This is a genomic window from Actinoplanes sp. NPDC089786 (assembly GCF_040684855.1).
In the GTDB taxonomy this organism is placed as follows: Bacteria; Actinomycetota; Actinomycetes; order Mycobacteriales; family Micromonosporaceae; genus Actinoplanes.
Genome location: NZ_JBFBGU010000033.1, coordinates 36,779 through 62,292, shown reverse-complemented (window position 1 = coordinate 62,292; position 25,514 = coordinate 36,779). Strand labels below are relative to the sequence as shown.

Here is a 25,514-nt window from a genome sequence, read left to right as displayed (position 1 = left end):
CCACGCGTAGTACGGGATCACCGGGCCACCGGTGTCGCCCCACCCGGCGACCACCGGGCGGCCGTCGTCCAGGGTCAGCTCGGTCGGGGTGATCCGGACGGTGTGCACGCGGCGGGTGGCGCTCGCCCGGTCGTGCTCGAAGGTCGCCGTCGGCGGGGTGGCGAACGGCTCGGTCAGGTCGGGCCACTCGTCCCGTCGGGCGCCCGCGTCGACCGGGCCGGGCAGCTCGGGCCACTCGGCCGGCCAGGGACCGGCCGGGCCGTCGTCCGCCGTCAAAGCGGGCAGCAGGTGGATCCAGAGCTGGTCCATCACCGCCTGCATGTCCGGGCTCTGGCCGGTGAGCGCGACCACCGCGTCCGCCTCGGGCAGCACGATCATGAGCTGGCCGAAGGCGCCGTCGCCCCGGTAGCCGTGGCGGCTGCGCCAGAACTGGAAGCCGTACCCCTGTGAGGAGTCGATGTTGCCCTGGTCGGTGAGCACGTGGGCGCGGGTGGCCTCGGCGACCCAGGTGGCCGGGAGCAGGTCACGGCCCTGATCCAGGTAGAGCTGGCCCAGCTCGGCGATCGACTCGGTGGTCACGTGCAGGCCGGAGTAGCCCAGCTCACGACCATTGCGGTCGACCCACCAGCCGTACGTGTCGATGCCCAGCGGTTCGAACAGCCGGGTGGCCAGGAAGTCGGTGAGCGTGCCGTCGGTGACCCGCCGGATGATCGCCGACAACGCGTTCGTACACGGCTGGTTGTAGGCGAAGACGCTGCCCGGCTCGTAGTCCGGCGGCAGCAGCAGCATGCCCAGCACCATGTCGCCGTCACCCTTGGCCAGCGCCTCGTCGATGGTCTCGCCGGCGTGCCCCGACGCCATCGCGGCCACGTCACGCACCCGGATCCGGCGGCTGCGCTCGTCGGTGACCAGGCCGTCCCACTCCGGGAAGTACGACAGCACGGTCGCGTCGACGTCGACCAGCCCCTCGGCCACCGCGAAGCCCAGCGCCGTCGAGGTGAAGCTCTTGGACAGCGAGTAGAGCAGATGGGGCCGGTCCGGCCCGTACGGGCGCCACCAGCGCTCCGCGACCACGTGACCGTTCTTGACCACCATCAGGCTGTGCGTCTCGACCTCGGGCAGCGGCTCCAGCGCGGCCAGGAACGCGTCGATGCCGCGGGCGTCAACACCCTGCTCGGCCGGGGAACTCCGAGGAAGACTCATCCCTGGTTTATATCCCGCGGGCCTTATCGTGGACAGACCATGGACGAGCTGAGGCGGCTCCGCGACGAGGCCGAGACCGAGGTACGCGAACTCGACCAGAGCCTGCGCGCCCTCTTCGAGGCGTCCCAGGACTCGAACGTCGACGACGAGCACGACCCCGAAGGCAGCACGATCGCGTACGAGCGGGCCCAGCTGACCGCCGTCCTCGCCGCGGCCCGCCGCCGCCTGCGCGACCTCGACGACGCGCTGTCCCGGGTCGGCGCCGGCAGCTACGGCGTCTGCGAGACCTGCGGCCAACCGATCCCGCCCGACCGCCTCGAGGCGCGCCCCCACGCCCGCACCTGCGTCGGCTGCGCGGCCTGACATGCTCCAGCAGATCGGCGCCCAGACCTACGCGTGGGTCCAGCCGGACGGGACCTGGTGGCTCAACAACGCCGGCGTCGTCGCCGGCGAGGACGCGGTGCTGGTCATCGACACCTGCGCCACGGCGGCGCGGACCCGGCGGTTCCTCGACGCGATCGCCGGCCTCGGCCCGGTCCGCTACGCGGTCAACACCCATCAACACGGCGATCACACGTACGGGAACAGCCTGCTTCCCGCCACCACGGTGATCATCGGCCACGAGCGGATGCGCGAGGGCCTGCGGACCGACCCGGTGATCGACGGGTGCCCGCCGTTCTGGACGCCGGTGCCAGACTGGGGCCCGGTCGCCCGGCGCCTCCCCGACGTGACCGTGGCCGGCGGCCTCACCCTGCACGCCGGCGGCCGGCGGGTCGAACTGCGCCATCCCGGCGGCCCCGCCCACACCACCGGCGACCTGATCGCCTGGCTCCCCGACGACGGCGTGCTGTTCGCCGGCGACCTGGTCTTCGCCGGCCTCACCCCGCTGGTCTTCATGGGCTCCGTGCCCGGCGCCCTGGCCGCCCTCGACTGGATCGCCGCCTTCGCGCCGTCGGTCCTGGTCCCCGGGCACGGTCCCGTGCTGCACGGCGCCGCGGACATCACCCGGGTCCTGGACGACCATCGGCGCTACTACGAGCTGGTCCGGTCGATCGGCCGCGCCGGTCTGGCCCGGGGCGTCTCCCCGCTGGAGGCGGCCCGCGGCGCCGACCTGGGCCCCTTCGCCTCCTGGCCGGACGCCGAGCGGATCGTCCTCAACCTGCACCGGGTCTACGCCGACGAGAGCGACCATGACTTCGACCTGGCCGGCGCCCTGACCGACGCGATCACGTGGCTGGGCGGCCCGATGCACACCGCGGTGAACGAGTGACGTTCCGCCTGGCGGCCTACGCCGTGTGCGTAGAGGGTGAGCGGGTGCTGCTGACCCGCTGCGCAACCCACTGGACGCTGCCCGGTGGCCAGGTCGAGCCGGCCGAAGACCCGTTCGACGCGGTGATCCGCGAACTGGCCGAGGAAACCGGCTGCGACGGCGTGGTCGAACGCCTGCTCGGCGTCGACTCCCGGGTGATACCGGCGATTGAGGCCCTGCGCGGCGTCGAACACCAGAACGTCGGCATTTACTACCAGATCCGCATCACCGGCGGCACCCTGCGCCCGGAGCCCAACGGCGCCACCACCGAGCCGGCCTGGATCTTGCTCACTGAGGTGGCCGGCCTGCGCCGGTCTTCCCTCGTTGACGTCGGCCTCTCCCTGGCCCGGACCCTGCCGCCGACCGGCCACGTTTCGTCGGTTCCGGTCGGTGGCCTGATCCAGCACTGAACCATGCTCCGACGGAGCTGCCGGGCGAACGTCGCTGCCCGCTCTCGCGCCCCTTTCTCGTGCTGGTCGTCGGGCAGGGCTGGGTTGCCAGGCGCCCGGGCTGCCCGCTCACCCTCCCTGCCGCCGCTCACTGTCGCTGCCCGGGCAACGGTGGTGGGGTCCTGACGGCCGCGATTCCGTGCTGGCCCACCGCTGTTCGTGGCGGTGGTAGGTCCGGACGGTGTTTGGGGTCGCGATGCCGTTCTGACCTACCACTGTCCGGAAGACTGTCTGAGTCGGCGAGCTGTTGGCCGTTTCTGCCGACCCGGGTGCTTTTGGCGCGTAGCGCCGGAGGGTGACCGCTTACGCAGAATGAAGGTCGCGCGGCTCTGGTTTGGACGCGCCAGCGGCCAGGAGCCGCGTGACCGGCCCCGGCGGGAGCGACGGTCTGTACGCCCCACCCGGCTACGACATCAAGCTCTTGATCTTGGTCGTTGGAGTGGGGCTATGCATTAGTGTGTCTCACACAGTATAGTGTTCGTTATGACAACGGACGCGACGCTGGCGGGGCATCTGCAGGAGCTGCGGCGGGGGACCGTTGTCGTGGCGAGCCTGACCGTGCTGCGGGCGCCCGGTTACGGCTACTCGCTGCTCGAGACGCTGAGCCGGGCGGGGTTCGAGGTCGAGGCCAACACGCTCTACCCGCTGCTGCGGCGGCTCGAGACGCAGGGCCTGCTGACCAGCTCGTGGAACACCGACGAGGCGCGGCCGCGCAAGTTCTACACGACCACCGAGCAGGGTGAGGCGCTGGCGTCGGCGCTGCGTGACGAATGGGCGCGGCTCGACCGTGCCATCAACGACCTGGACAAGCACGCCGGCACGGGGAGGAAGTCATGACCACGCTCATCGACCGCTACGTTTTCACGGTGCTGCGCCGGGTGCCCGAGCGGCAGCGCCCCGACATCGACCGTGAGCTGCGCGCCAGCATCGCCGACGCCGTCGAGGCCCGGGTCGAGGCCGGCGAGACGGCCGACGCCGCCACCGAGGCCACGCTGCGCGAACTGGGCGACCCCGACCGGCTGGCCGACGGGTACGCCGACCGGCCGCAATACCTGATCGGGCCCGAGCTGTTCCCGGTCTGGCGGCGCCTGATCACCCTGTTCTTCGCCACCGTGCTGCCGATCGTCGTCGTGGTCTCGGTCGTCGTGCAGGTGCTCGACGAGGCCACGTTCGGCGACGTCATCGGCACAGCCGTCAGCGCCGCGATCACCACCGCCGCCCACCTGGCCTTCTGGACCACCGGCGTGTTCGCCCTCCTCGAGCGCACCGGCGTCGACAAGCTGCCGCTCAAGACCGGGTGGACGCTCGACGACCTGCCCAAGTACGAGCCCGGCTTCCTGACCAGTGGCCAGCTCGCGGCCAACCTGGTCTGGCCGGTGCTGCTGATCGTCGGCCTGGTGCTCCAGCCGTTCGCGTTCACCGAGGTGCCGGTCCTCGACCCGGCCGGCTGGTCGTTCTGGTGGCCGTACCTGATCGTGATCCTGCTCCTGGAATGCGTCTACGCCCTCTGGCTCTTCCGGCGCGGCGCCTGGACGCACACCGTCACAGCGGTCAACGCGCTGCTGGCGCTGCTGTCCGCCGGCCCGCTGATCTGGCTGCTGGCGTCCGAGCGCTTCTTCAACCCGGAGTTCATCACGCGGCTCGACTCTTCCAGCCCGAACCCCCTGAACTGGCTGACCTGGACAGTCATCGCGTCGGTCGCGTTCACCGCCATCTTCGACGTGGTCGACACCGCCATCAAGGCCGAGCGGGCGCGCCGAGGCCTGGCCAAGCAGATCCCCGGCACCGCCCCCGTCCACATGTGAGCCGTTTCCCATCCAGATCAAGAGCTTGATGTCGTAGCTGGGTGGGTGGTGCTGACCGCAGCTCCCGCCGAGGCCGGGTGCGCGACTCCAAGGCCGTGACCGGCCAGAACGGAGCCGCGCACCCTTCATTCTGCGTGAGGGGTCACCCTCCGAAACCCCTTGTTCTGAGCGCCGCCCCGAACGTCGTCAGGGCCACCACTGCCACGTGCGGTGGTAGGGCAGCACGGCATCGCGGCGCCGGAGACCCTCCGGCCTCCTGGGCGGGGGTGAGTGGCGGCAATGGGGGTGAGTGGGCAGCGCGGGCGCTTGGCAGCCCAGCTCTCCCCCTGATCAGCGCGCGGGCGGACACCGAGCCCGAGTGCGGGTGCCGACGGCTGGGGTGGGGCACCGACGCGAAGGCCGGCCGCGACCAGGGCGGGCGCCGGCGTGGTCCGGGCGGCGCGGATGGCCGGGCCTTCACCCTTGGGAGCTCTCTAAAGGTGGGACCAGACCTGTTCGGCGGCGCCGGTCTGGGGGCTTCGTTGCCCAGGGCGGCGGGGCGGTCGGTCAGGTGCGGGGCCAGGCCGCCGACCGCGACGAGGGCACGCTTGTCCTGCGGCTGGCCATCCTGATGATCGCGGCCTCGCTCGTGGCGGTCGCCGCGCTGACCCGGAGCAGCCCGGGAACGACAATCGCCGTGCTCGTCTGGGGTGCCGCCTTCGGTGCCGTGCCCACCCTCCTGAACACCGCGGCCCTGCGGTCGAGCGCGATCCCCGACGTGGGCCCGGCCGTGGTCAACGCGACCTTCAACATCGGCATCGCCTCCGGCGCCTGGGTGGGCGGCTGGACCCTGCAGGCGGGCGCCGCTCCGACCGCGATCGTGGCCGCGACGCTGGTCGCCGTGTCCTTGCTGCTGACCACGATCCGACGCTGAGCCGGCGTTCGAAAACCGGTGGCGCGACGCCGGTCCGCGCGGTTAGCGTCCGGGCGAACCGAGTCGCCGGGTGAGAGGCCTGCCGTTGTACGTCCTGTGAGAACCCCCGAGCTGTTCTGACGCGCGTCGCGTTCTGAGCGCCGCGTTGCTTCCTGCTGCGGACTTTCTCACTGGAATCGGTGTACCTCTGTGCTCAAGATCTGGGCCGTCGTGCCCACCCGTCTGCCTCTCGTCCGGCGCCGCTGCCATGTGTGTGCGGCCGAGCGTTTCCGGGCGAGCGGCAAGTTCCGGGTCAACGCCAACCACAAGCTGCTCGACGCCTGGCTTCTCGTGCTCTGCGAGGGTTGCGGAGTCACGGCGAAGCTGGCCGTGCTGGAGCGGGTGAACGTCCGCTCCATCCCACCTGAAGTGCTGGACAAGCTGCATCACAACGATCGGGGACTGATTGCGGAGCTGCTGCAGGAACGCTTCGCCCTGGACTGGGACGGCGCCTGGCGGCTCGACACCGGCGGACCGGATCATCCGGACGGTGAGGGGATCGAGGTGTCGGTGCGGTTCGAGGCGCGGATCCCGATCCGGCCGGTGCGGTTGATCGCCGCCGGGTGCGGGCTCTCCCGGGCCGAGGTGGAGCGGCTGATCGACGACGGGAAACTCGTCTCGGCGGTACGGCTCAGGAGCCGGCTCTCGGACGACTTCACCTTCACCCTCAAGCGCGAGGCTTCCTGAAAGCGGGAGGCTTCCTGAAAGCGGGAGGCTTCCTGAAAGCGGGAGGCTTCCTGAAAGCGTGAGCTTCCGGAAAGCGCTCCGATAAACCGCGGCCCGTCGAACCCGGGCGGGCCGCGGTTTATCGAGCGACACCCCGGGGTTCGATCGCTTACCGTGATCGGCATGCAGCAGATCAACGAGCGGCTGATGAACTGGGCGAGCCTGCTCGAGGACGAGACCCTCAAGCAGGCCGAGAAGGCCTCGCGCCTGCCGTTCATCCACCCGCACATCGCCCTGATGCCGGATGCTCACCTGGGCAAGGGTGCGACGGTCGGCTCGGTGATCCCGACCCTGGGCGCGATCATCCCGGCGGCCGTCGGCGTCGACATCGGCTGCGGCATGGCGGCGGTGCGGACGCAGTTCGGGCGGGAGGATCTGCGGCCCGATCTGGCCACGCTGCGTAACGCCATCGAGCGGGAGGTTCCGCTGTCGGCGGGCAGCTACAACACCAAGCTGACCGCGTCGGCCAAGGAGCGGACCGCGCGGCTGACCGCCGAGGCCGAGAAGGCCGGCTTCGATCCGGCCAGGTACGCGGGCAACTGGAAGCTGCAGCTGGGCACGCTCGGGTCGGGCAACCACTTCATCGAGGTGTCGGTGGACGAGAAGGGCGCCGTCTGGCTGTTCCTGCACTCGGGTTCGCGGGGCGTCGGCAACAAGATCGCCCAGCATCACATCAAGGTCGCGCAGGAGGCGATGAAGCGCTGGTGGATCGACCTGCCCGACCCCGACCTGGCCTACCTGGCCGAGGGCACCGACGAGTTCTGGGCGTACATCCGTCAGCTGCGGTGGGCGCAGAACTTCGCGCTGGCCAACCGCGACGAGATGATGGACCGGGTGATCGGCTGCCTGGCCGACTTCATGGGCGAGCCGGTCCGTGAGCTCGAGCGGGTGCAGTGCCACCACAACTACACCGAGCAGGAGAAGCATTTCGGCAAGACGGTGTGGCTGTCGCGCAAGGGCGCGATCAACGCGGCGAAGGGTACGCCGGGCCTGATCCCGGGCTCGATGGGCGACGCGTCCTACGTGGTGGTCGGCAAGGGCAACCCGGTGTCACTGAACTCGTCGCCGCACGGCGCCGGCCGGTCGTACTCGCGCTCGAAGGCTCGTAAGACCTTCACCCGCGAGCAGCTGCGCGAGGCGATGAAGGGGATCGAGTACCGGGACACGGACGCGTTCCTGGACGAGATCCCGCAGGCCTACAAGCCGATCGACGTCGTCATGCAGGACGCGGACGACCTGGTGGAGGTGCGGCACACCCTCCGCCAGATCGTCAACGTCAAGGGCGACTGAGTCAGGACGCGAGCCGCAGCGTGTCGCGGATGCTGCGATACGCCGGCTTGCGTTCGTAGTCGACGGTGAGCGGAGTGGCCTCTCCCTCGCCGTCGAACACGCCCGGGACCCAGTTGTAACGGTCGGTGAAACCCCACAGGGTGTACGAGACGCAGCGTGACGCGAGCAGGCAGGCCTGCAGGAGCGTGGTGAAGCCCTGCGCCTGGGCCTGGACCTCGGCGCTGTCGGCGGGCAGCGGGATGCGGACGTCGACCTCGGTGAAGGCGGTGTCCAGCCCGAGCCGTTCGAAGCGGCGCAGGTTCTCCAGGGTGGTCTGCGGCACGCCGTACTGGGTCGCCAGGTGGCCCTGCACGCCGTACCCCTGAACCGGAACGCCCTGAGCCTTGAGCTGCTGTACCAGGGCGTAGTAGGCGTCGCTCTTCGGGCTGAGACCCTCGTTGTTGTAGTCGTTCAGGTAGAGCTTGGCGGCCGGGTCGGCGCGGTGCGCCCAGCGGAAGGCGTCGGCCACGAAGGACGGCCCGAGGGTGCGGTACCAGATGGTGTCGCGCCAGGTGCCGTCGTCGTTGAAGATCTCGTTGACCACGTCCCAGTGCCACACCTGACCCTTGAAGTGGGTCACGGTCTCGGTGATGTGCTCGCGCAGGATCTGGCGCAGCTCGGCGGCGGAGAAGTCGCCCTCGGTCAGCCACGCCGGGTTCTGGCTGTGCCACACCAGCACGTGGCCGCGCAGCTTCTGATTGTGCTGGCGGGCGAACCGGACCAGCCGGTCGGCCGGCTCGTAGTTGTGCGTCCCGCGGGTGGGTTCGAGCGCCTCCCACTTCATCACGTTCTCGGCGGTCACCGTGGAGAACTCGGCCGCCACCAGGTCGCGGTACCGGGGGTCGGAGTCGAGGGCGGACATGTCCACCGCGGTGCCGATCTTGATTCCGGCGCCGTGGGCCGCGGCCCGCAGCGTGTCCGGGGCGGCGGCCTGGGCCGCGGTGGTGGGCAGGAGCAACAGCAACAGGGTCGCGACAGCGAGCGTACGTCTCATGGGGATCCTCCTGAAACTTCCGCGAGAATGCCGGAAACATAGGCCGCCTGCTCAGTACGGTCAAGAGGGTGATGTTGATCAATACACGCTCCTTGACTGGGCTACGGGCCCGCCTTACGTTACGAGGATCTGTCCGAACGATTGCCGAAAGTTTCGCTGATGGCTACGCGTCGCGCACTGCTGGCCGGAACCGCCGCCACGGGGTTCGTCCCGCTGGCGAATCCCTCGAGGACCGAGAAGACCGAAAAGACCGCGAACAGCGCCAATACCTGGGTCGCCACCTGGGCCGCTCCACCCACCACCATCCCGCCGGGCGAGCCGCGCGTGCTCCAGGATCAGACCGTGCGGCACGTCGCGCACGCCAGCATCGGCGGCGACCAGGTGCGTGTGCGCGTCACCAACGAGTTCGGGGAGACGCCGCTGCGGATCGGCGAGGTCCGCGTGGGGTTGCGCTCCGGCGACGGCGCGAGTACGGACGTAGCCCGCGGAACCGGCCGCCGGGTGACGTTCTCCGGCCGGGGCGCCGTCACGCTGCCGGCCGGCACGCCCGCGGTCAGCGACCCGCTCGACCTGGTCGTCCCGGCCGGCGCCGACCTGGTGGTCAGCCTCTACCTGCCCGAGCGGACCCCGGTCACCACGCTGTTCGCGTTCTCCTACCAGGACAACGTGATCGCCGCCGGCAACGTCACCGGCGCCGCGTCGGTGACGCCGGCCGAGACGATCGGGCAGGTGCTGTTCCTCAGCGGGGTCGCCGTGCGTACCCGGGGATCGTCGATCGTGACCCTCGGCGACTCGATCACCAACGGCGCGATCACGCGGACCAACGCCAACCACCGGTGGCCCGACCTGTTCGCCGCCCGGCTGCGCGCCGCCGGGCGACCGTACGGCGTGGCCAACGTCGGCATCGCCGGCAACCGGCTGCTGCACGACCCCAATCCGCCGGCCGGCGGTCCGGCCGAGGCGTACGCGGCGTACTTCGGGCAGTCGGCCCTGCGCCGCTTCGACCGCGACGTGCTCGCCCAGCCCGGCGCCGCGCATCTGATCGTCCTGCTCGGCGTGAACGATCTCGGCCACCCGGGCACCTCGGCGCCACCGTCCGAAGTGGTCAGCGCCGACGATCTGATCGGCGGGCACCGGCAGCTGATCGCGCGCGCCCACAGCGCGGGCATCCGGGCCTACGGCGCGACGATCCTGCCGTTCCGCGGTGACGGGCTGGGCTTCTGGTCGGCCGCGAACGAGCGTAAGCGGGCCGCGGTGAACCGGTGGATCCGCACCTCGGGGGAGTACGACGGGGTGATCGACTTCGACGCGGCGGTGCGTGATCCGGCCGATCCGCTGCGGCTGCGGCCGGCGTACAACAGCGGTGACGGCCTTCATCCGAACGACGCCGGCATGGCCGCGATGGCCGCGGCGATCCCGCTCGGCCCGTACCGGTAGCCCCCCAGAAGTTGTCATGATGCAAACGTGACCGTTCGGTTTTCGCGGCTGGCCGAAAGGTTGAGTTCGGGCAGGTCAGTGGGGGTGATTGGTGGGCGATTTGTGACTGAATGACGTCTCTTCCCTACCGTCCGCAGGCGTGGCGGACTTGCGATGTGCAAATTGCAGATCCATGTTGGCTGAGTCAGTGGTGACTATTGGGGGGCCGGCATGCGAGTCGCTTTGGGTACGAGACTGCGTACCGGCGACGTGTGCACTCAGAGCGGCGTGTGGCGCGTCATCAAGGTCACGACGTCGAGCACGCCGATGCAGAAGGGTCAGGCGATGCCCGCGCACGCCGGCCGCAGCGTGGTCTGGGAACTCGTTCAGGCGTACTGACGTTTCACGCCGCTCCCGCCGGGAATGCGGCGAAGATGTCTACTGACCAGTCGAACGAGCCGCAGCAGCAACCGCCGGGCACTCTCGGGGCGATGAACCGCAAGCCGGACCACGGCGAGGACAGCTACCGCGGGTCGGGCCGGCTGGCGGGCAAGCGGACCGTGATCACCGGCGCGGACAGCGGCATCGGGCGCGCGGCGGCGATCGCGTTCGCCCGGGAAGGCGCCGACGTGGTCATCGCGTACCTGAACGAGGACGACGACGCCCGCGAGACCGCCAAGCTGGTCGAGGCCGCCGGGCGCAAGGCCGTGCTGGCCCGCGGCGACCTGGCCGATCCGGAACAGTGCCGGTCGCTGGTCGAGACGGCGGTGACCGAACTCGGCGGGATCGACGTGCTGGTCAACAACGCCGCCTACCAGATGACCCGGGAAAGCGTCGAAGAGATCACCGAGGACGAGTGGGAGCACACCTTCGACGTCAACATCCACGCGATGTTCCGGCTGGTCAAGGCGGCCATGCCCCATCTCGGCGAGGGCGCGTCGATCATCAACACCAGCTCGGTCAACTTCGATCAACCCAAACCCACGCTGCTGCCGTACGCCACCACGAAGGGCGCGATCGCCAACTTCACCGCCGGGCTCGCGCAGCTGCTGGGCGACCGTGGCATCCGGGTGAACGCGGTCGCGCCCGGCCCGATCTGGACACCGCTGATCCCGTCGACGATGCCGCCGGAGCAGGTCGCCGAGTTCGGTAAGAACACGCCGCTCGGGCGGGCCGGCGAGCCGAAGGAGTGCGCGCCGGTCTACGTGCTGCTCGCCTCGGACGAGGCCAGTTACATCTCCGGCGCCGTCGTCCCGGTCACCGGGGGCAAGCCGATCCTCTAGATTCTCGGCATGCGTACGGTGACCCGACGGCTCGCGTTGTGGCGGGCGGACCTCTCCGACGGCGTGTGCGCCGTGCCCGAGGAACTGCGCGACCGCTCCGAGATGACCGTGGTCCTCGAGCATCGGTGGCGAGGCGTCAGCCCGATCCGGGCCTCGTTCCCCGCCGAGCTCCGGGAGGACGTCGAGTGGCAGCTCACCGGGCTCGAGTGGCCGGACGACATGCGGCCGGGCGTGCTGGTGACGGTCACCTGGCCGGTCGGGAAGGACCAGGTGGCGGTGCGGACCACGCCGCTGGACGAGCCGGTGCGGGTGGATGGTCTCGACTACTTCCATGAGTACGACGCCAAGGTGGTCACCCGGGAGTTCGATTCCGGCACCTCCAACCGGGGCAAGGTGCTGCACGCCGTCCGTCGTTCCGGCCGGGTCTTCGAGGACGGCAGCGCCGCCCTGCCCGTCTCCGCCGTGGCCAAGGAGGCCGGGCTGGGCCGGGGCCGGCGCGGCACGTTCCTGCTGGACAACGCGCTCGAGCAGCTGACCCGGGAGGGCTACCTGACCCGGGTCACCGGAAGTGTCGACTCGTCCGGCTATCCCTCGTACCCGGCGGTGGCCGGGCAGAAGACCGCGGAGATGCTGTTCTACGCGCCGATGGTCGAGCCGGTGCCGGCCGAGGGCGACGACCGGGCCGAGCACTGGGTGAACGGTTTCGTACGCAAGCTGCCGCCGGGGGCGCACGCGTCGGAGAAGCAGGCGACGCTGCACGGCGAGCCGCTGGAGCCCGGCTACACCTACGTGAAGCGGCACCACCGGTCCTAGCTGTGACGCAGCTCACATCTTCCCGAGAACCATCGCGCGCTCTCGATCGTCTTGCCTGATGTGAGAGGAAGCCTGGACGAAGCCGAGCTGGTCCGCCGCACCGCGGCGGGCGACCGGCAGGCGTTCGACGAGTTCTACCGGCGCACGTCGCCGTGGCTCGCCGTGCGTCTTCGCCGGCGGTGCGCCGACGAAGACGTGGTCGCCGACGTGCTCCAGGAGACCTACCTGGCGGTGTGGCGGGCGGCCGGCAGCTTCGCCGGGCAGGCGGCCGAGGGCAGCGCCGTGGGGTGGCTGTGGTCCATCGCGGCCAACCGGCTGATCGACGCGTTCCGCCGGCGCGCCCGGCAGGCGCAGGTCCCGCCGGTGCCGATGACCGAGACGACCGCGCCCGCCGCCGAGGACGAGGTGCTGGCCGGCCGGGTCGGTCACGAGATGGAGCGGGCGTTGCTCGAGCTGCCGCCCGAGCTGCGTGAGGTGCTGCGGGCCATGGTCCTCGACGGGCTGTCGGTGCGTGACACGGCGCTGCTGCTCAACGTCCCGGAAGGCACGGTCAAGACCCGCGCCCGCCGGGCCCGGATCGCGATGCGGGAGGCGCTGTCATGACCCAGCACCCCGAGCCGGCGGTGATCGCCCGCTACGCCGAGGGCGACACCGCGATCGACGAGGCCACGCTCTGGTCGGTCGAGGTCCACCTGGAGAGTTGCCCGGAGTGCCGGGCACGGGTGGCGGGCGGTGCGCCCGCCGGCACCCAGACCCTGCTCGACCGGGTGGCCGCCGGGGTCGACCGTGAGATCGCGACCGGCCCGCCGCCGGTCCGCCGGCCCCACAGCTGGTCGGCCGTGCGCCGGCGCTGGGTGGTGTGGTCGCTGCTGCCCTGGCTGTCGATGACGGCCGGGCTTCTGCTCACCGCGCTGACTCTCGAGTCGGCTCTGCCCGCCCTTCCGTCGCTGGTGCTCCTGGTCGCGCCGGTGGCGCCGCTGCCCGCGGTGGCGGCGTCCTGGAGCCGGCGGCGCGACCCGGCGTGGGAACTGGTCGCCGGAACCCCGGCCGCGGGGCTGTCCATGCTGTTGCGGCGGACGCTCGGCGTGCTGGCTCTGGTCGTTCCGCTGCTCGCCCTGGTGGGTCTCCGGGCCGGGACGTCGCTGGCGCTCACGCTGGTGCCGTGCCTGGCCTTCACCGCCGCCACGATGGCGCTGGGCGCCCTCGTCGGTGTCCGCCGGGCCGCGATCGGGCTGGCCGGGGCCTGGGTGCTCGCCGTGCTCACCCCCAGCCTGATCACCGAAGACCTGCCGGTCCTGCTGCGCCCGTCCAGCCTCGGCGTCTGGGTGCTCGTCACCGTCGCCACGGCGGGTTTCGCCCTCACTCGCGCCGACAGTTTCCGGCGCCTGTCCAGCACCGACTGAATCACTGGAGGATCGATGATGCGCGCGGTGAGTGCGGCCGAGACGGCCCCGACCGGGTACGCCTGGGCTGTCCACGCCGAGGAGCTACGGGTACGCGCCGGACGGCACCTCGCCGTCGACGGGCTCGACCTGGCCCTGGGCACGGGCGTGCACGGGCTCCTCGGCCCGAACGGCGCCGGCAAGACCACGCTGATGCGGGCGCTGGCCACCGTGGTGAAACCGGCCGGCGGGCGGCTGACGCTGCTCGGCCAGGCCGCCGACGGCCACACCGACCTGCGCCGGGTGCGCCGGGGGATCGGCTACCTGCCCCAGCAGTTCGGGTTCTACCCGCGCTTCACGGTGCGTGAGTTCATCGAATACATGGCCTGGCTCAAAGAGATGCCGAAAGCCGCGATACCCGGGGCGGTGCAACGAGCCATCGACCGGGTCGGGCTGTCGGGCAAGGCGAACGCGCGGATGAAGACATTGTCCGGTGGCATGCAGCGCCGGGCCGGCATCGCCCAGGCGATCGTGAACGACCCCGAGGTCCTGCTGCTCGACGAGCCGACCGTCGGCCTCGACCCGGAACAGCGGCTCGACTTCCGTGAGCTGATCCGCGACCTGGGGGTGAACAGCTGCGTGCTGGTCTCCACCCATCTGGTCGAAGACGTGGCGGTGGCGTGCAGCGACGTGGTCCTGATCAACGAGGGGCGGCTGGTCTTCCAGGGCACGCCCGACGAACTGGTGGCCTACGGCGACCACGGCGGGGCCGGGGACAGCCCGGCCGAGCGTGGCTACTCGTCCCTGCTGCGCCGGCACCGTGGGGAGGTCGCCCGATGAGCCGCATCCTGCGTATCGAACTGCGCCGCTCGTTCGGGATCGCCACCATCGTCATGGTGGTGGTGGTCGGCGCGATCATGCTGTACGCGGCGCCCCAGCGCTGGTCGTCGAGCTGGATGGAACTGATGATGGTCCAGCGCGAATATCTCGTGCTGCTGTGGCCGCTCGCGATCAGCGCCGGGGCCTACCAGGCCCGCCGCGAGCACCGGTCCAAGGTCGACGAGCTGTTCGCCAGCACGGCCCGGCCGCGCTTCCAGCGGGTCGTGCCGACGCTCGGCGCCGTGGGCATCTCGGTCGTGGCCGGCTACCTGCTGATGATCGCGGTCGCCGCGCCGTGGATCTGGGACACCGCCCGCTACCTGCCGGCGGCTGCCTTCGCGGTGGCCGCGGTCGGCGTGCTGTCGGTCATCGCGGCCGCCTGGCTCGGCATGGCGGTCGGCCGGCTGCTGCCGTCGCCGGTGACCGCGCCGCTGCTCGGCGTCGGCGCGCTGGCCTACCTGGCCTTCCTGCCGTTCGCGCTGGAGGAGTGGCTCGGCGCGCTGATCTCGCCGATGGCCGACATGGGTTCGTTCCACGACTTCCAGACGATCTCCGGCCGGGTCAGCGCCGGACAGGCCGTCTTCCTGGCCGGGCTCGCGGTGGCCGCGGTCGTGCTGCTGGCGGCCGGGAGCCCGCGGGCCCGCCTGACCGCGCTGCTGCCCGCGGTGCTCGGGCTCGGTCTGGGCGTGGTGGTCATGCCGCACGGCGACGACTACGTCTATCCCGCCACCGACCGGGTCGCCCAGGAGCTGGTGTGCGCCCCGGACCTGCCGCGGGTGTGCGTGAGCCGGGTGCACGAGGGGCTGCTGCCCGAGGTCGTGCCGAAGGCTCGTCAGGCGCTCGCGCTGCTGGCCAAGGTCCCCGGCGCGCCGACGGCGGCCGAGGAGAAGACGGTCACGTACTTCGAGAAGGACGCCCCGCGACCGACGCACGGGCCCGAGATCGTGACGATCCCGATCACCGTCGACCGCGAGGGTCACCTCGCCTGGCCCGGCCTGGTGGTGCCCCGGATGCTCGACGCGGCCGGCGCCGACGGGCTCGGCTGCGAGCACGGCGGCGCCCCGGACGAGGTCGCGCGGGCGGCCGGGTCGTGGCTGTCCGGCGTCGAGCCGGTGGCCGAGCCCGAGGAGTCGCCGGAGACCAACCAGGAAGCCATCGCGCTCTGGAACGAGCTGCGGAAGCTGCCGGAACGGGAGGCCCTGGCCCGGGTGACGGCCCTGCGCGAGGCCGTGGTCACCTGCAAGCAGACGATCACGCTCGGCCCGGTGAAGGCGCCGTGAGGTTCCTGACGCTGTACCTGCGGTCGCGGCGGGTGCCTCTGGCGCTGGTCGTGGCCGCGGGCGGCACCGCCCTGATGTGGGGGATCTGGCAGCTCGCCTCCGACGACCGCGACGCCAACTCGACGGTCGTCATCCTGACCGTGCTGATCGCGGCCGCCTGCTTCACCCACACGCTGAACGGGCCCGACGACGAACTCGAGCGCACCGCCGCCGTCCGGTGGCCCCGGCGCCGGGCCACCCATCTGATCCTCGCGCTCGGCGTGACCGTGGCCCTCGTGCTGGCCACGCTGGCGACGGGCGCCCGGTTCGGCCCGCCGCTCTTCGTGCTCCGCGACGCGGCCGGTGTGCTCGGGCTGATCGCCCTGGGCGCGGCGCTCGTCGGCCCGGCCCGATCGTGGTTCCTGCCGCTGATCTGGACCCTGGGCGTGGCCATCTTCCCGCAGCCGTCCCCGCTGCCGGCCGTCGTGGCCACCTGGCAGCACCAGCCGCCCGGCAGCCGCCCGGCCGCCATCACCGCGGTGGTGCTCGCCCTGGCCGGCCTGATCGCCTTCACGGCCTACGGCCCGGCCCGCCGCGCCGCCGCCACCCAGGCCTGACCGCCATGGCTGGGTAAGCCCGGGCCGCCGCCCGGCGGTTCAGGATGGCGGCGGCCAGGCCCACGAGGGCGACGAACACGTAGAGCACGCGCTCCATGGGGTCAGCGGAGCGCCGGGAGGACCTTGGCGCCGAAGGTCTCGATGAACGGGCGCAGGTCCTGGCCCACGTGGTGCAGGTAGAGGCGGTCGAAGCCCAGGTCGATGTAGCCGCGCAGCCAGGCCGTGTGCTGTTCCAGGTCGGCCGAGATGTTGACGACCTTCGCGACCTGGTCGACGGTGACCTGGTCGGCGACGATGTCGAACTCCTCGGCGGTGGCCAGGTCCCAGCAGATGGGCGGCGGGAAGATGTTGCCGCGCCACTGGTCGTGGGCGATCGACTCGGCCTCCTGCTGGGTCGGCGCCCAGCTCAGGTGCACCTGCAGGCAGACCGGGCCCCGGCCGCCGGCGTCGCGGTAGGCGGCGATCATCTCGCGCAGGTGGTCGTCGGGGGCGTTGACCGTGACCAGGCCGTCGGCCCACTCGGCGCACCAGCGGGCGGTGGCGGTGCTGACCGCGGCGCCGATCAACGGCGGCGCCTCGGCGGGTCTGGTCCAGAGGCGGGCCCGGTCGACCTTGACCAGGCCGTCGCGGGACACCTCCTCGCCGTTCAGCAGGTCACGGATCACGTCGACGCTCTCGCGCAGGCGGGCGTTGCGGACCTCCTTGCGCGGCCACGCCCCGCCGGTGATGTGCTCGTTGCTGTACTCGCCGGTGCCCAGGGCGGCCCAGAAGCGGCCCGGATACATGCTGGCCAGGGTGCCGATGGCCTGGGCGATGATCGCGGGGTGGTAGCGCTGGCCGGGTGCGTTCACCACGCCGAAGGACAGGTTGGTGGCCTGGAGCGCGGCGCCCAGCCACGACCAGGCGAACGCCGACTCGCCCTGGCGTTCACTCCAGGGCGAGAAGTGGTCGGAGCACATGGCCGCGTCGAAACCGGCGCGTTCCGCGGCTATCACCGCCCCGAGCAGGTCGCCGGGCGGAATCTGTTCATGGGAGCAGTGCAGGCCGAACTCGGTCATGCCCCCTCATACCCCGGTCGAGGGGCAGGCCTAACCTGGGCGCCAGATCGAGTGCCCGGGCCCAGGGGGCGGCGGGCCCAAGGGGGCGGCCCCAAGGGGGCCCCAAGGGGGCCCCAAGGGGGCCCCAAGGGGGCCCCAAGGGGGCCCCAAGGGGCGGCGGGCCCAGGGGCAGCAGGGGCGGGGCCCGGAGCGGTCAGATCGGCTGCTGGCTCTCGAGGCGGTTGCGCAGTTCCCGGCCGTACGGGCGCAGCTCGAGGTTGATCTGTTCGGTCTCGGCCTCGTCCAGGGTGACGCGCGGGTACTCCCGGGGCTGGCGGGAGAGCCAGTCGTGGCGGCGGTCGGGCGCCGGGTGGCTGGCCAGCAGGGACGCCTCCGTGCGGTGGGAGAGCTGGCGGAGTTTCGCGGCGGTGGGCAGCTCCCGTGCGCGGACGGTGGCGAGCATGCGCCGCCAGTGCGAGCCGGGGTCGTCGGCCGGGACGTGATGTTGCACGTACGTGGTCAGCCCGGGCAGCAGGGCCAGGGTGTCGGTCAGGTCGAGCGCCGCGGTGGTGCCGGCGGCCCGCACGGCCATGCCGGCGGCGCGCAGCTCGGCGCGGCGGGAGTCGCGGGCGTCCACGGCGGTGACCGCGAGATGGGTCGCGTACCGGAGCAGCGAGATCGAACCGGCAACCAGCTGCCAGCCAGCAACGCGGCCGAGATCGCCACCAGCAGCCGGAACCCGTGCGGCCGCCCGGCCTCGAGGTCGCCCGACCGCACCAGGGCGCGGTCGGCCCGGAAGCCGGCCTCGCCGTCCCAGCGCAGCATGCGGCGCAGTACCCAGCCGACGTTCTCGGCGACGGGCATCCGGGCGAGGTTCCACTCGCACCCGCCACACCACGGTTCCGCGAATTCCGCTGTGGACAGTGGTGTGGCGCAGTGCGGGCAGTGGTGAGGCTGGTCGATCACGGGCGGGACTGTAGCGGCTCTCCACAGTCGCCGATGCCCGCACCCAGCACCTGGTTGGCGGCCCCGAAGTCGGCCACCGCCGCGTTGCTCCCGGTGCAGGTCAGTGTGCCGGTGACGCGGGAGCCGGCCAGGATCGGCCCGTAGGCGCCGGCCAGCCGGGAGTAGCGCTCATTGGCCGTCACCTGGGTGTTGTCGCGCAGGGTCAGCGCGCCCTTGAAGGTGCTGCCGGCGATCGTCACGTCCCGGGTGGTGCCGGTGAGCCGGGTCGCGCCGACCACCGTGGCGCCGAAGATCTGCACGGCCCGCGCCCCGGCGGCGTTGACCGCGCCGGTGATGCGGCTGTCCCGGACGACCAGGGAGGCGCCGGGCTTGACGGTCACCGCGCCGCGGACCGTGGCGCCGGTGAGGCAGGTGACGCCGGTGGCCACCACGACCGTCGGCTGCCGGCCGGTCAGCGTGGTGGTGCAGGCGGGGGAGGCGCCGGGGAGCACGGTCGCCCGGTACGAGCCGGCCGGGCCGACGTTGCCGGCCGGGTCGATCGCCCGGTGCTCGACGGTGTGCGTGCCGAAGCCGGGCACGAACCCGCCCGACGGGTGGTCGTCCGGCAGCTCCTGCTCGAACGCCGCCTTGGACAGGCCGCCGGTGCCGAGGTTGCCGTAGGTCAGGGCCTTGACCACGGTGCCGGAGTGGCTGAAGTGGAACGGTGACGCGGGCATCGGCCGCTCGGCGAAGCCGAAGTAGTTGAACCAGCCGTCGCCGTCCAGCCGGAACTGGCTCACCACGTACCGTCCGGCCTGGTCGTCGGCCGGGTCGAGCCACATGTCCCAGCCGTCGAAGTACACCGGATGGTCGACCGCGCCGCGGAGCGTGGTCAGCGGCGCCGACAGCCGGCGCGGGGCGGTCGGCATGGTGTTGTCGATCGTCCAGGACACGCTGTCGGTGACGCCCCGGTCGGTGACGGTCGCGGTGAGCGTGTGGTTGCCCGTCGAGAGGCGCTTCCCGCCCAGGTCGAGGGTACGGCGGTTGGCCGGGTTGGCCACCGGACGGCCGTCGAGCGCCCACGACACCCGGACGATCCGGTCGGCCGGGTGGTTGGTCTCCACGAACACGACCTCGTCCCGGGCCACCGGCTGGGCCGTCTGGGTCGACGCGGTGATCTCGGCGGCCGGTTGGGAACGGGTCGCGCTCTCCGCGCTGAGGACGAAGGAGCGCTTCTGCACGAACCGAGGCCCGTTGAAGCCCGAGTCGGCGGCGGCGTTGTTGGTCGACGGGTTACGGACCCAGTCCGTCCCGTCCGGGCCGACCGGGTCGCGTACCTCCACCTCGACGGCCGTGCCGACCGGCAGGTCGAGGGCCGCGAGGTCGAGGTTCTGGTCGGCGCCGATCACCCGGCCGCCGGCCCGCCAGGTGAAGGACAGCTCGTGGTCGCGCGGCCGGCCCGCCTCGGCCCACAGCACACCGTCGCGGGGTACTGATTCAGCCGGGGTGCTGCGGACCACCATCTGCCCGGCGTTCCGCAGGCCGGTGATCCGGGCGACCATGTTCTCCCGCCCGATCTGGTCCCAGTCGAAGCCGAGCCAGCGCATCATCGAGTGCTCGCTGGGGCGGCGTTGCCCGCACGGGTAGGTCCCGCCGCCCTCGTGCAGCCCGATCCGCCCGCCGGACAGGCTTTCCTCGCCCAGCCAGCGGAACCACTTGTGCCGGTCGGCGATCATCTTCTGCTCGTCGGTGTAGACGGTGTGGTGGAAGCTGCTCGGCTCGGCGCCGGTGTAGCAGGGCCGCACGACGTCCCGGGAGCTGTACGGGTACTCGTCGGCCAGGGTGCCCAGCGAGTGCCCGATCTCGTGCAGGGAGATCAGCGGGCCCTGCGGCGAGCCGCCCGAGGTGGTCGCGCTGGTGCCGCCGATCCCGCCGTACGTGAAGGAGTTGAAGATCGCGAGGCTCTGCAGGTTCTGCGCGCCGCGGGGGATGCCCAGGGCCGGCGTGACGTAGGTGTCCAGGATCCGGTTGAGGGCCTGGTTGCCGGTCTCGCACGGGGCCGGGCCGGGGTGGGTCTGACAGCCGACCGGCGCGTCGCCGTAGACCACGCCGCGGGCCAGCGGGTCGGCGCACCCGTTCTGGAAGATCATCCGAAGCGCGGTGTCCTTGGCGTCGATCGGGCCCTCGCGCTCGCCGGTGTCCCGGATCGTGCCGTCCGGGCTGCGCACCCGGCCGTCCGGGTCGCAGCGCACGCCGTAGTCGATCGAGGCGAGCTCCACCGCGTACACGTTGATGTAGTCCCGATAGCTGCGGAACGGCTCGGTCGCCCACATGACGGCCAGGTTCCGGTCGACGTCGGCCCGGAACAGGGACTGCTGGTCGGCCTGGTAGCCGTCGCCGAGGATGACCAGGTTGAGGCGCTCGGCGGCCGGGCCGGTCACCTGGATCGGCGTGACCTTGGGGTCGGGGAGGGGGTCGGCCGCGGCGTACGCGATCGACGGCGTGGCCAGCAGGCCCAGGGTGACGAACGCGGCGAGCAGGAGTCTTCTCACGACCGCAGACGCTTCCACAGTGCCCGGACCGCGGTCTTCCGGCGAATGTCGGAAATCGGGGTGCCCGCGCACTTCACCGGTAGGTCATCGGGCCGGATCCCTCGCCGCGCTCACGACCTGATCGCCTTGATCACCTCGTCCGGCGCCTCCTCGGCCATGAAGTGGCCACAGGTCACCAGCCGGTGGTCCAGCCGCGGGGCCCACGGACGCCAGACGGCCGTCGCGTCGTAGCCGAGCTGCGCGCCCCAGTCCTGCTGGAGCACGGTGACCGGCATGGTCAGGGTGCGCCCGGCGGCCCGGTCGGCGGCGTCGTCCTCGATGTCGGTGGTCGCCGAGGCCCGGTAGTCGGCCACGATCGACGGCACCGCCGCCGCGGAGGCGGCCAGGTACTCGGCCCGGACGTCGGCCGGGAACGGGCTCTTGGCCCAGACGTCCAGGAAGTGACCGAAGAAGGCGTCCGGGGCCGCGCCGATCATCGTCTCGGGCAGGCCGGGCGGCTGGGCCATGAGGAAGAGATGAAAACCGATCGCCGCGCGTACGCCGTGCAGGACGTCCCACATGTCCAGCGTCGGGACGATGTCGAGCAGGGTCAGGCGGGTGATCGCCGCCGGGTGGTCCAGGCCGGCCCGGAAGGCGACCAGGGCGCCGCGGTCGTGGCCGGCCAGCTCGAACCGATCGTGACCCAGGGCCCGTGCCAGGGTGATGATGTCGGCCGCCATGCGCCGCTTCGAATACCCCTCGGCCGGCTTGTCGCTGGCGCCGTATCCGCGCAGGTCAGGGCAGATCACGGTGTGATCGGCGGCCAGGTCGGCGGCCACCTTCCGCCACATCAGGTGGGTCTGCGGGAAGCCGTGCAGCAGCACGATCGGCGGGCCGTCGCCGCCGACCGCCACATTGAGGGCCACGTCGCCGTCGACGGGAACGCGCTGGTAGTCGAAGCCGGGAATCTGCATGCGGCCCAGCCTGCCGCGGCTCGATCAGCAGATGATCAGCGCTACCGTGGGCGGGTGCGGTTCGGGGTGCTCGGTCCGTTGCTGGCGATCGACGAGGATGGGCCGGTCGACCTCAAGGGGCCGCGCCATCGGGCGGTGCTGGCCCGGCTGCTGATCGCCCGCGGCCGGGTGGTGCCGGCCACCACGCTGATCGCCGACCTGTGGCCCGACCCGCCGGAGCGCGCGGCGGGCGCGGTGCAGACCTTCGTCGGCGCGTTGCGCAAGGCGATCGAGCCGGGCCGTCCGCCGCGCACGCCACCCCGCCTGCTGATCACCGAAGGTCCCGGCTACGCCCTGCGCCTCCCGGCCGACGCGGTCGACGCCTGGCGCTTCGAGGCCGCCGTGCTCGCCCCTCCGGATCCGGGCGCCCCGCCGGGTCCGGGCGCCCTTCCGGAGCCAGACACCACGGAGGCGGCGCTGGCCCTGTGGCGCGGTCCGGCCTACGCCGATGTCGCCGACCAGCCGTGGGCCCGCGCCGAGATCGACCGGCTGGACGAGCTCTGGCTGCTGGCCCAGCACCGCCGCGCGTCCGCGCTGCTGGCCCGGGGCCGGGCCGCCGAGGCCGTCCCGCCGCTGGAGGCGCTGGTCAAGCAACACCCGCTGGGCGAGGAGTCGCGCCGGTTGCTGGCGCTCGCGCTCTACCGCAGTGGCCGTCAGGCCGACGCGCTGGCCGCCCTCCGATCGGCCCGCGAGATGCTCGCGGACACGCTGGGCGTCGACCCCGGCCCCGCGCTGCGCGAGCTGGAGGTCGACATCCTCCGCCAGGCCCCCGGCCTGTCCGTTGCTCCCGGCTCTCCGGCCCTGATCGGCCGCTCCGCGGAACTCGCCGCCCTCTCCTCCGCCGCCGCCACCGGCAACCGCCTGAACCTGGCCCTGGTCAGCGGCGAGCCCGGCATCGGCAAGACGGCGCTGGTGGCCGCCTTCGCCCACGGCCGTCGCACCCTCTGGTACCGCAACCCGTCCGAACTGGGTGTCCCCGCCCCGTCCGGCGACCCGGCAACCGCCCAGGTCCGCTGGCGCCGAGCCGTGTCCGAGCACCTGGCCGGCCTGGCCCGGGTGGCGCCCCTGCTGGTCGTGGTCGAAGACCTGCACGCCGCCGACCCCGGGACGACCGCCCTGATCGAGCACCTGGTCGACCCGCCGCTGGCCGCGCCGATCCTGCTGGTGGCGACCTACCGCTCGACCGACCCGCCGGACGCCCTGCTGAGCCGCCTGGCCCAGGCCTCCCCGCTGAGGCTGACGCTGACCGGCCTGTCCCGGCCCGACACCCGCGCCCTGCTCCGGTCGACGCCGGCCCGCGACCTGCCCGCCGCCACGGCCCGTCTGATCCACGAGCGTTCCGGCGGAAACCCTTTCTACGTACGTGAACTGGCCCGCCTGGCCGACACCGATGCGGACGCCGTCCCGCCCAACGTCCGCGACGTGATCCGCCACCGCCTCGCCCAGCTGCCCGCCCCCACCCGCGACGTGATCCGCTTCGCGTCCGTCCTCGGCATCGACATCGCTCTCGATCTTCTGCCCGCCGCCTCCCTCGACCAGGTCGAGGACGCCGTCGCGCGGGGGTTCGTCGCCGAGGTCGGGCCGGGGCGGTTCCGGTTCGCGCACGCGCTGGTCCGGGACGCGGTTTATGGCGGACTGTCCCGGACACGCCGGGCGGCGTGGCACGCGGAGGTGGCCGCGGCGATCCGGCGGGTGCGGCCCGATGATGTGGTCGCGCTGGCCCATCATCTGGACCTGGCCGGCGGCGCCGGCGCCACCGAGGCGGCACGGGTCGCGGCGGAACGGGCCGAGGTGCGCTTCGAGCCGCATGAGGCCGTGCGGTGGTGGCGGATCGCGCTGCGGCACGGTGATGGTGCTTCCGTGCGTACCCGAGCGGAATTGATCATGGGGTTGGCCCGGGCGCTCGCGGTGACCGGGGAACTGGCGGAGGCCCGGCGGCAGCGCGGCGCGGCGATCGGGCTGGCGGCCGGCGACGCGGCGCTGACGACCCGGGTGATCTGCGCGTTCGACGTGCCGGCGAACTGGGCCGCGAACGACGATCCCGGGCTGGCCGAGCGGGTCGCGTCGGCCGCGACCGCCGCACTGGGATCGCCGCGATCCGACCGTGACCGGAGCCGGCTGCTGGCCACGATCGCGATGGAGCTGCGCAACACCGGCGGCCCGCGCGCGCGGGAGGCGGCGCTCTCGGCGGTGGCGCTCGCGCGGGGGTTGACCGATCCGGCGCTGCTGGCCTACGGGTTGAACGCCCTCTACCTGCAGACCTACCACCGGGCCGGGCTGGCGTCCGAGCGGGCCGCGATCGCCGCCGAGCTGCTGGAGCTGGCCGACCGGCACGGGCTGGTGACCTATCGCGTGCTCGGCCACCTGCTGCTGATGCAGGCGCGGTCGGCGCTGGGCGACTTCGCGTCGGCGGACGCGCACGCCGAGGCCGCCGCCGCGCTGGCCGGGGAGTACCGCATCCCGCTGGTCGACGTGTTCACCGCGGGCTACGGCAAGATGCGCGCGGGCGGGGCCGGGGCCATGCACGTCGAGATGCCTGGGGTGGACACCCGGCTCGACCGGCCGGCGACCGCCGACGCGATGCTGGAGGCGCGGCTCTGCTTCCAGGCGCGGGAGGCCATCGCCCGGGGTGATCGGGCGGCGATGGCGTCGCTGGCCGCGCGACTGGCCCCCGCGGCCGGGGAACGGGCCGCCGGCAGCGCGCTGGTCGACCTGGGCCCGATCGCCGACGTGCTGAACGCCCTGGCGACCTGACGTCGGCGAACCGAGGTCAGCGGTCGAGGGTGCCGAGGAACTGCCGGAACGCCTGATCGGTGCGGGCCGTGTCGCCGGTGGCGTCGAGGTCCAGGAGCAGGCCGCGGATGACGGCGAGCACCAGGGTCGCCAGTTCCGGCCGGCCGATGCCGGCCAGCCCGTCGGCCAGCGGCCCGAGCCAGTCGGTGGTCGCGGCCCGGCGGAACTCGGGCCACAGGGGGTCGACCGAGCTCTCCCGCAGCCGGCCGAACATCCGCAGGAAGGGCTGCCCGTCCGGCCCGGTCATCGAGGCCCAGGCGTTGCTCAGCGTGGTCGTGTACCGCTCGCCGGGCCGTGCGCGCAGGAGCGCGCCGAAGGCGTCGAGCTGCCGTTGCCGCGCGTGCCCGAGCACCGCCCGCAGCAGGGCGTCGCGGGTGCCGAAGTGATAGATCAGCATGCGGGCCGAGGTCCCGGTGGCGCGGGCCAGAGGTTCGAGCCGGTCGGGCAGGCCGTGCGCCAGCGCGTGGTCGGTGCACGCGTCGAGCAGCCGCTCCTTGATCTCCGGCCGTGGCCGCCGTCCCATCGCCGTACTTTTTCACGTAACGATCACTACGTCTACCGTTGATCAGAACGTGGTCGGAGGCAGGCGTGGAGGCAGCGATGAGGGTCGTGTTCGTTCATGGGGCGTGTGTGAGGGACGGGTCGTGGTGGTGGCACCGCACCGCGGCGCTGCTGTCGGAGCGGGGGATCGTCAGCGTGTCCCCGGCCCTGCCGAGCTGCGACCGGGCCACCATCCCTTCCTGTCCCGGCCCGCCGCCGTCCGTGACCTGCTCCTGACC

Annotated in this window: 27 protein-coding genes; 19 read left to right on the top strand and 8 right to left on the bottom strand. The window is 72.2% G+C overall.

Going from position 1 to position 25,514, the window contains the following annotated elements:
• Window positions 1–1,203: serine hydrolase (locus tag AB0O15_RS44145; protein WP_364332833.1), on the bottom strand; the 1,203-nt coding region annotated here is incomplete at its 3' end.
• Window positions 1,204–1,242: 39 nt separating this feature from the next.
• On the opposite strand from AB0O15_RS44145, the gene AB0O15_RS44140 reads away from it, so the two are divergent.
• From AB0O15_RS44140 to AB0O15_RS44105, 8 genes are all read left to right on the top strand, one after another.
• On the top strand, window positions 1,243–1,566 hold the full coding sequence (locus AB0O15_RS44140; RefSeq protein WP_364332830.1) for a TraR/DksA C4-type zinc finger protein: 324 nt from the start codon (window positions 1,243–1,245) through the stop codon (window positions 1,564–1,566).
• Between the two features lies 1 nt (window position 1,567).
• Entirely contained in the window at window positions 1,568–2,473 is a 906-nt protein-coding gene (locus AB0O15_RS44135; protein WP_364332827.1) for an MBL fold metallo-hydrolase, read from the top strand.
• A complete protein-coding gene (locus tag AB0O15_RS44130) occupies window positions 2,470–2,922 on the top strand; it encodes an NUDIX domain-containing protein (protein ID WP_364332824.1) in 453 nt (150 codons plus the stop codon). Before AB0O15_RS44135 ends, AB0O15_RS44130 begins: the two co-directional genes overlap by 4 nt.
• Before the next feature lie 522 nt (window positions 2,923–3,444).
• Window positions 3,445–3,798, top strand: coding sequence for a PadR family transcriptional regulator (locus AB0O15_RS44125; RefSeq protein WP_364332821.1), 354 nt, complete (start codon window positions 3,445–3,447; stop codon window positions 3,796–3,798).
• On the top strand, window positions 3,795–4,766 hold the full coding sequence (locus AB0O15_RS44120; protein WP_364332818.1) for a permease prefix domain 1-containing protein: 972 nt from the start codon (window positions 3,795–3,797) through the stop codon (window positions 4,764–4,766). The genes AB0O15_RS44125 and AB0O15_RS44120 overlap by 4 nt, the downstream gene beginning before the upstream one ends.
• A 550-nt stretch (window positions 4,767–5,316) precedes the next feature.
• Window positions 5,317–5,679, top strand: a complete 363-nt coding sequence (locus AB0O15_RS44115) for a hypothetical protein (protein ID WP_364332815.1) — start codon at window positions 5,317–5,319, stop codon at window positions 5,677–5,679.
• Between the two features lie 189 nt (window positions 5,680–5,868).
• Window positions 5,869–6,405, top strand: coding sequence for a DUF1062 domain-containing protein (locus AB0O15_RS44110; protein WP_364332812.1), 537 nt, complete (start codon window positions 5,869–5,871; stop codon window positions 6,403–6,405).
• A 162-nt stretch (window positions 6,406–6,567) separates the two neighbouring features.
• Entirely contained in the window at window positions 6,568–7,734 is a 1,167-nt protein-coding gene (locus AB0O15_RS44105; RefSeq protein WP_364332809.1) for an RtcB family protein, read from the top strand.
• A gap of 1 nt (window position 7,735) precedes the next feature.
• Here the strand turns inward: AB0O15_RS44105 and AB0O15_RS44100 are convergent, their stop codons facing one another.
• A complete protein-coding gene (locus tag AB0O15_RS44100) occupies window positions 7,736–8,767 on the bottom strand; it encodes an endo-1,4-beta-xylanase (RefSeq protein WP_364332806.1) in 1,032 nt (343 codons plus the stop codon).
• 159 nt (window positions 8,768–8,926) lie between these two features.
• Between AB0O15_RS44100 and AB0O15_RS44095 the strand changes: the two genes are divergently transcribed.
• The 9 genes from AB0O15_RS44095 (at window position 8,927) to AB0O15_RS44055 (ending at window position 16,416) form a co-directional block, all read left to right on the top strand.
• Window positions 8,927–10,204, top strand: a complete 1,278-nt coding sequence (locus tag AB0O15_RS44095) for an SGNH/GDSL hydrolase family protein (RefSeq protein WP_364332804.1) — start codon at window positions 8,927–8,929, stop codon at window positions 10,202–10,204.
• A 210-nt stretch (window positions 10,205–10,414) separates the two neighbouring features.
• Window positions 10,415–10,582, top strand: coding sequence for a hypothetical protein (locus AB0O15_RS44090; protein ID WP_364332802.1), 168 nt, complete (start codon window positions 10,415–10,417; stop codon window positions 10,580–10,582).
• A 35-nt stretch (window positions 10,583–10,617) separates the two neighbouring features.
• Window positions 10,618–11,466 (top strand): glucose 1-dehydrogenase, encoded by an 849-nt coding sequence (locus tag AB0O15_RS44085; protein WP_364332800.1) that lies wholly within the window; start codon window positions 10,618–10,620, stop codon window positions 11,464–11,466.
• A 9-nt stretch (window positions 11,467–11,475) separates the two neighbouring features.
• Window positions 11,476–12,279 (top strand): hypothetical protein, encoded by an 804-nt coding sequence (locus tag AB0O15_RS44080; RefSeq protein WP_364332797.1) that lies wholly within the window; start codon window positions 11,476–11,478, stop codon window positions 12,277–12,279.
• 60 nt (window positions 12,280–12,339) lie between these two features.
• Window positions 12,340–12,882, top strand: a complete 543-nt coding sequence (locus tag AB0O15_RS44075; RefSeq protein WP_364332794.1) for an RNA polymerase sigma factor — start codon at window positions 12,340–12,342, stop codon at window positions 12,880–12,882.
• Window positions 12,879–13,682 (top strand): hypothetical protein, encoded by an 804-nt coding sequence (locus tag AB0O15_RS44070; protein WP_364332792.1) that lies wholly within the window; start codon window positions 12,879–12,881, stop codon window positions 13,680–13,682. Before AB0O15_RS44075 ends, AB0O15_RS44070 begins: the two co-directional genes overlap by 4 nt.
• 18 nt (window positions 13,683–13,700) lie before the next feature.
• The gene (locus AB0O15_RS44065; protein ID WP_364332789.1) at window positions 13,701–14,501 is read left to right on the top strand and encodes an ATP-binding cassette domain-containing protein; all 801 of its coding nucleotides are present in this window, start codon (window positions 13,701–13,703) and stop codon (window positions 14,499–14,501) included.
• On the top strand, window positions 14,498–15,820 hold the full coding sequence (locus tag AB0O15_RS44060; protein WP_364332786.1) for a hypothetical protein: 1,323 nt from the start codon (window positions 14,498–14,500) through the stop codon (window positions 15,818–15,820). Before AB0O15_RS44065 ends, AB0O15_RS44060 begins: the two co-directional genes overlap by 4 nt.
• Window positions 15,817–16,416: a hypothetical protein gene (locus AB0O15_RS44055; protein WP_364332783.1), complete on the top strand. Its 600-nt coding sequence runs from the start codon at window positions 15,817–15,819 to the stop codon at window positions 16,414–16,416. Before AB0O15_RS44060 ends, AB0O15_RS44055 begins: the two co-directional genes overlap by 4 nt.
• Window positions 16,417–16,517: 101 nt before the next feature.
• Here the strand turns inward: AB0O15_RS44055 and AB0O15_RS44050 are convergent, their stop codons facing one another.
• From AB0O15_RS44050 to AB0O15_RS44030, 5 genes are all read right to left on the bottom strand, one after another.
• Window positions 16,518–17,474, bottom strand: coding sequence for a TIGR03885 family FMN-dependent LLM class oxidoreductase (locus tag AB0O15_RS44050; RefSeq protein ID WP_364332780.1), 957 nt, complete (start codon window positions 17,472–17,474; stop codon window positions 16,518–16,520).
• A 193-nt stretch (window positions 17,475–17,667) separates the two neighbouring features.
• Window positions 17,668–18,090, bottom strand: a complete 423-nt coding sequence (locus AB0O15_RS44045; protein ID WP_364332777.1) for a hypothetical protein — start codon at window positions 18,088–18,090, stop codon at window positions 17,668–17,670.
• The gene (locus tag AB0O15_RS44040; RefSeq protein WP_364332774.1) at window positions 18,003–18,419 is read right to left on the bottom strand and encodes a hypothetical protein; all 417 of its coding nucleotides are present in this window, start codon (window positions 18,417–18,419) and stop codon (window positions 18,003–18,005) included. Before AB0O15_RS44040 ends, AB0O15_RS44045 begins: the two co-directional genes overlap by 88 nt.
• Entirely contained in the window at window positions 18,416–20,950 is a 2,535-nt protein-coding gene (locus AB0O15_RS44035; RefSeq protein WP_364332771.1) for a M64 family metallopeptidase, read from the bottom strand. The genes AB0O15_RS44040 and AB0O15_RS44035 overlap by 4 nt, the downstream gene beginning before the upstream one ends.
• Before the next feature lie 110 nt (window positions 20,951–21,060).
• Window positions 21,061–21,903, bottom strand: a complete 843-nt coding sequence (locus AB0O15_RS44030; protein WP_364332768.1) for an alpha/beta hydrolase — start codon at window positions 21,901–21,903, stop codon at window positions 21,061–21,063.
• Window positions 21,904–21,957: 54 nt separating this feature from the next.
• Between AB0O15_RS44030 and AB0O15_RS44025 the strand changes: the two genes are divergently transcribed.
• The gene (locus AB0O15_RS44025) at window positions 21,958–24,696 is read left to right on the top strand and encodes a BTAD domain-containing putative transcriptional regulator (RefSeq protein WP_364332765.1); all 2,739 of its coding nucleotides are present in this window, start codon (window positions 21,958–21,960) and stop codon (window positions 24,694–24,696) included.
• 16 nt (window positions 24,697–24,712) lie between these two features.
• Here AB0O15_RS44025 and AB0O15_RS44020 read toward each other — a convergent pair whose 3' ends face one another.
• Window positions 24,713–25,258: a TetR/AcrR family transcriptional regulator gene (locus tag AB0O15_RS44020; RefSeq protein ID WP_364332762.1), complete on the bottom strand. Its 546-nt coding sequence runs from the start codon at window positions 25,256–25,258 to the stop codon at window positions 24,713–24,715.
• Window positions 25,259–25,365: 107 nt separating this feature from the next.
• Here AB0O15_RS44020 and AB0O15_RS44015 point away from each other — a divergent pair, with 107 nt between their 5' ends.
• A complete protein-coding gene (locus AB0O15_RS44015) occupies window positions 25,366–25,512 on the top strand; it encodes a hypothetical protein (RefSeq protein WP_364332759.1) in 147 nt (48 codons plus the stop codon).
• Window positions 25,513–25,514 lie beyond the last annotated feature (2 nt).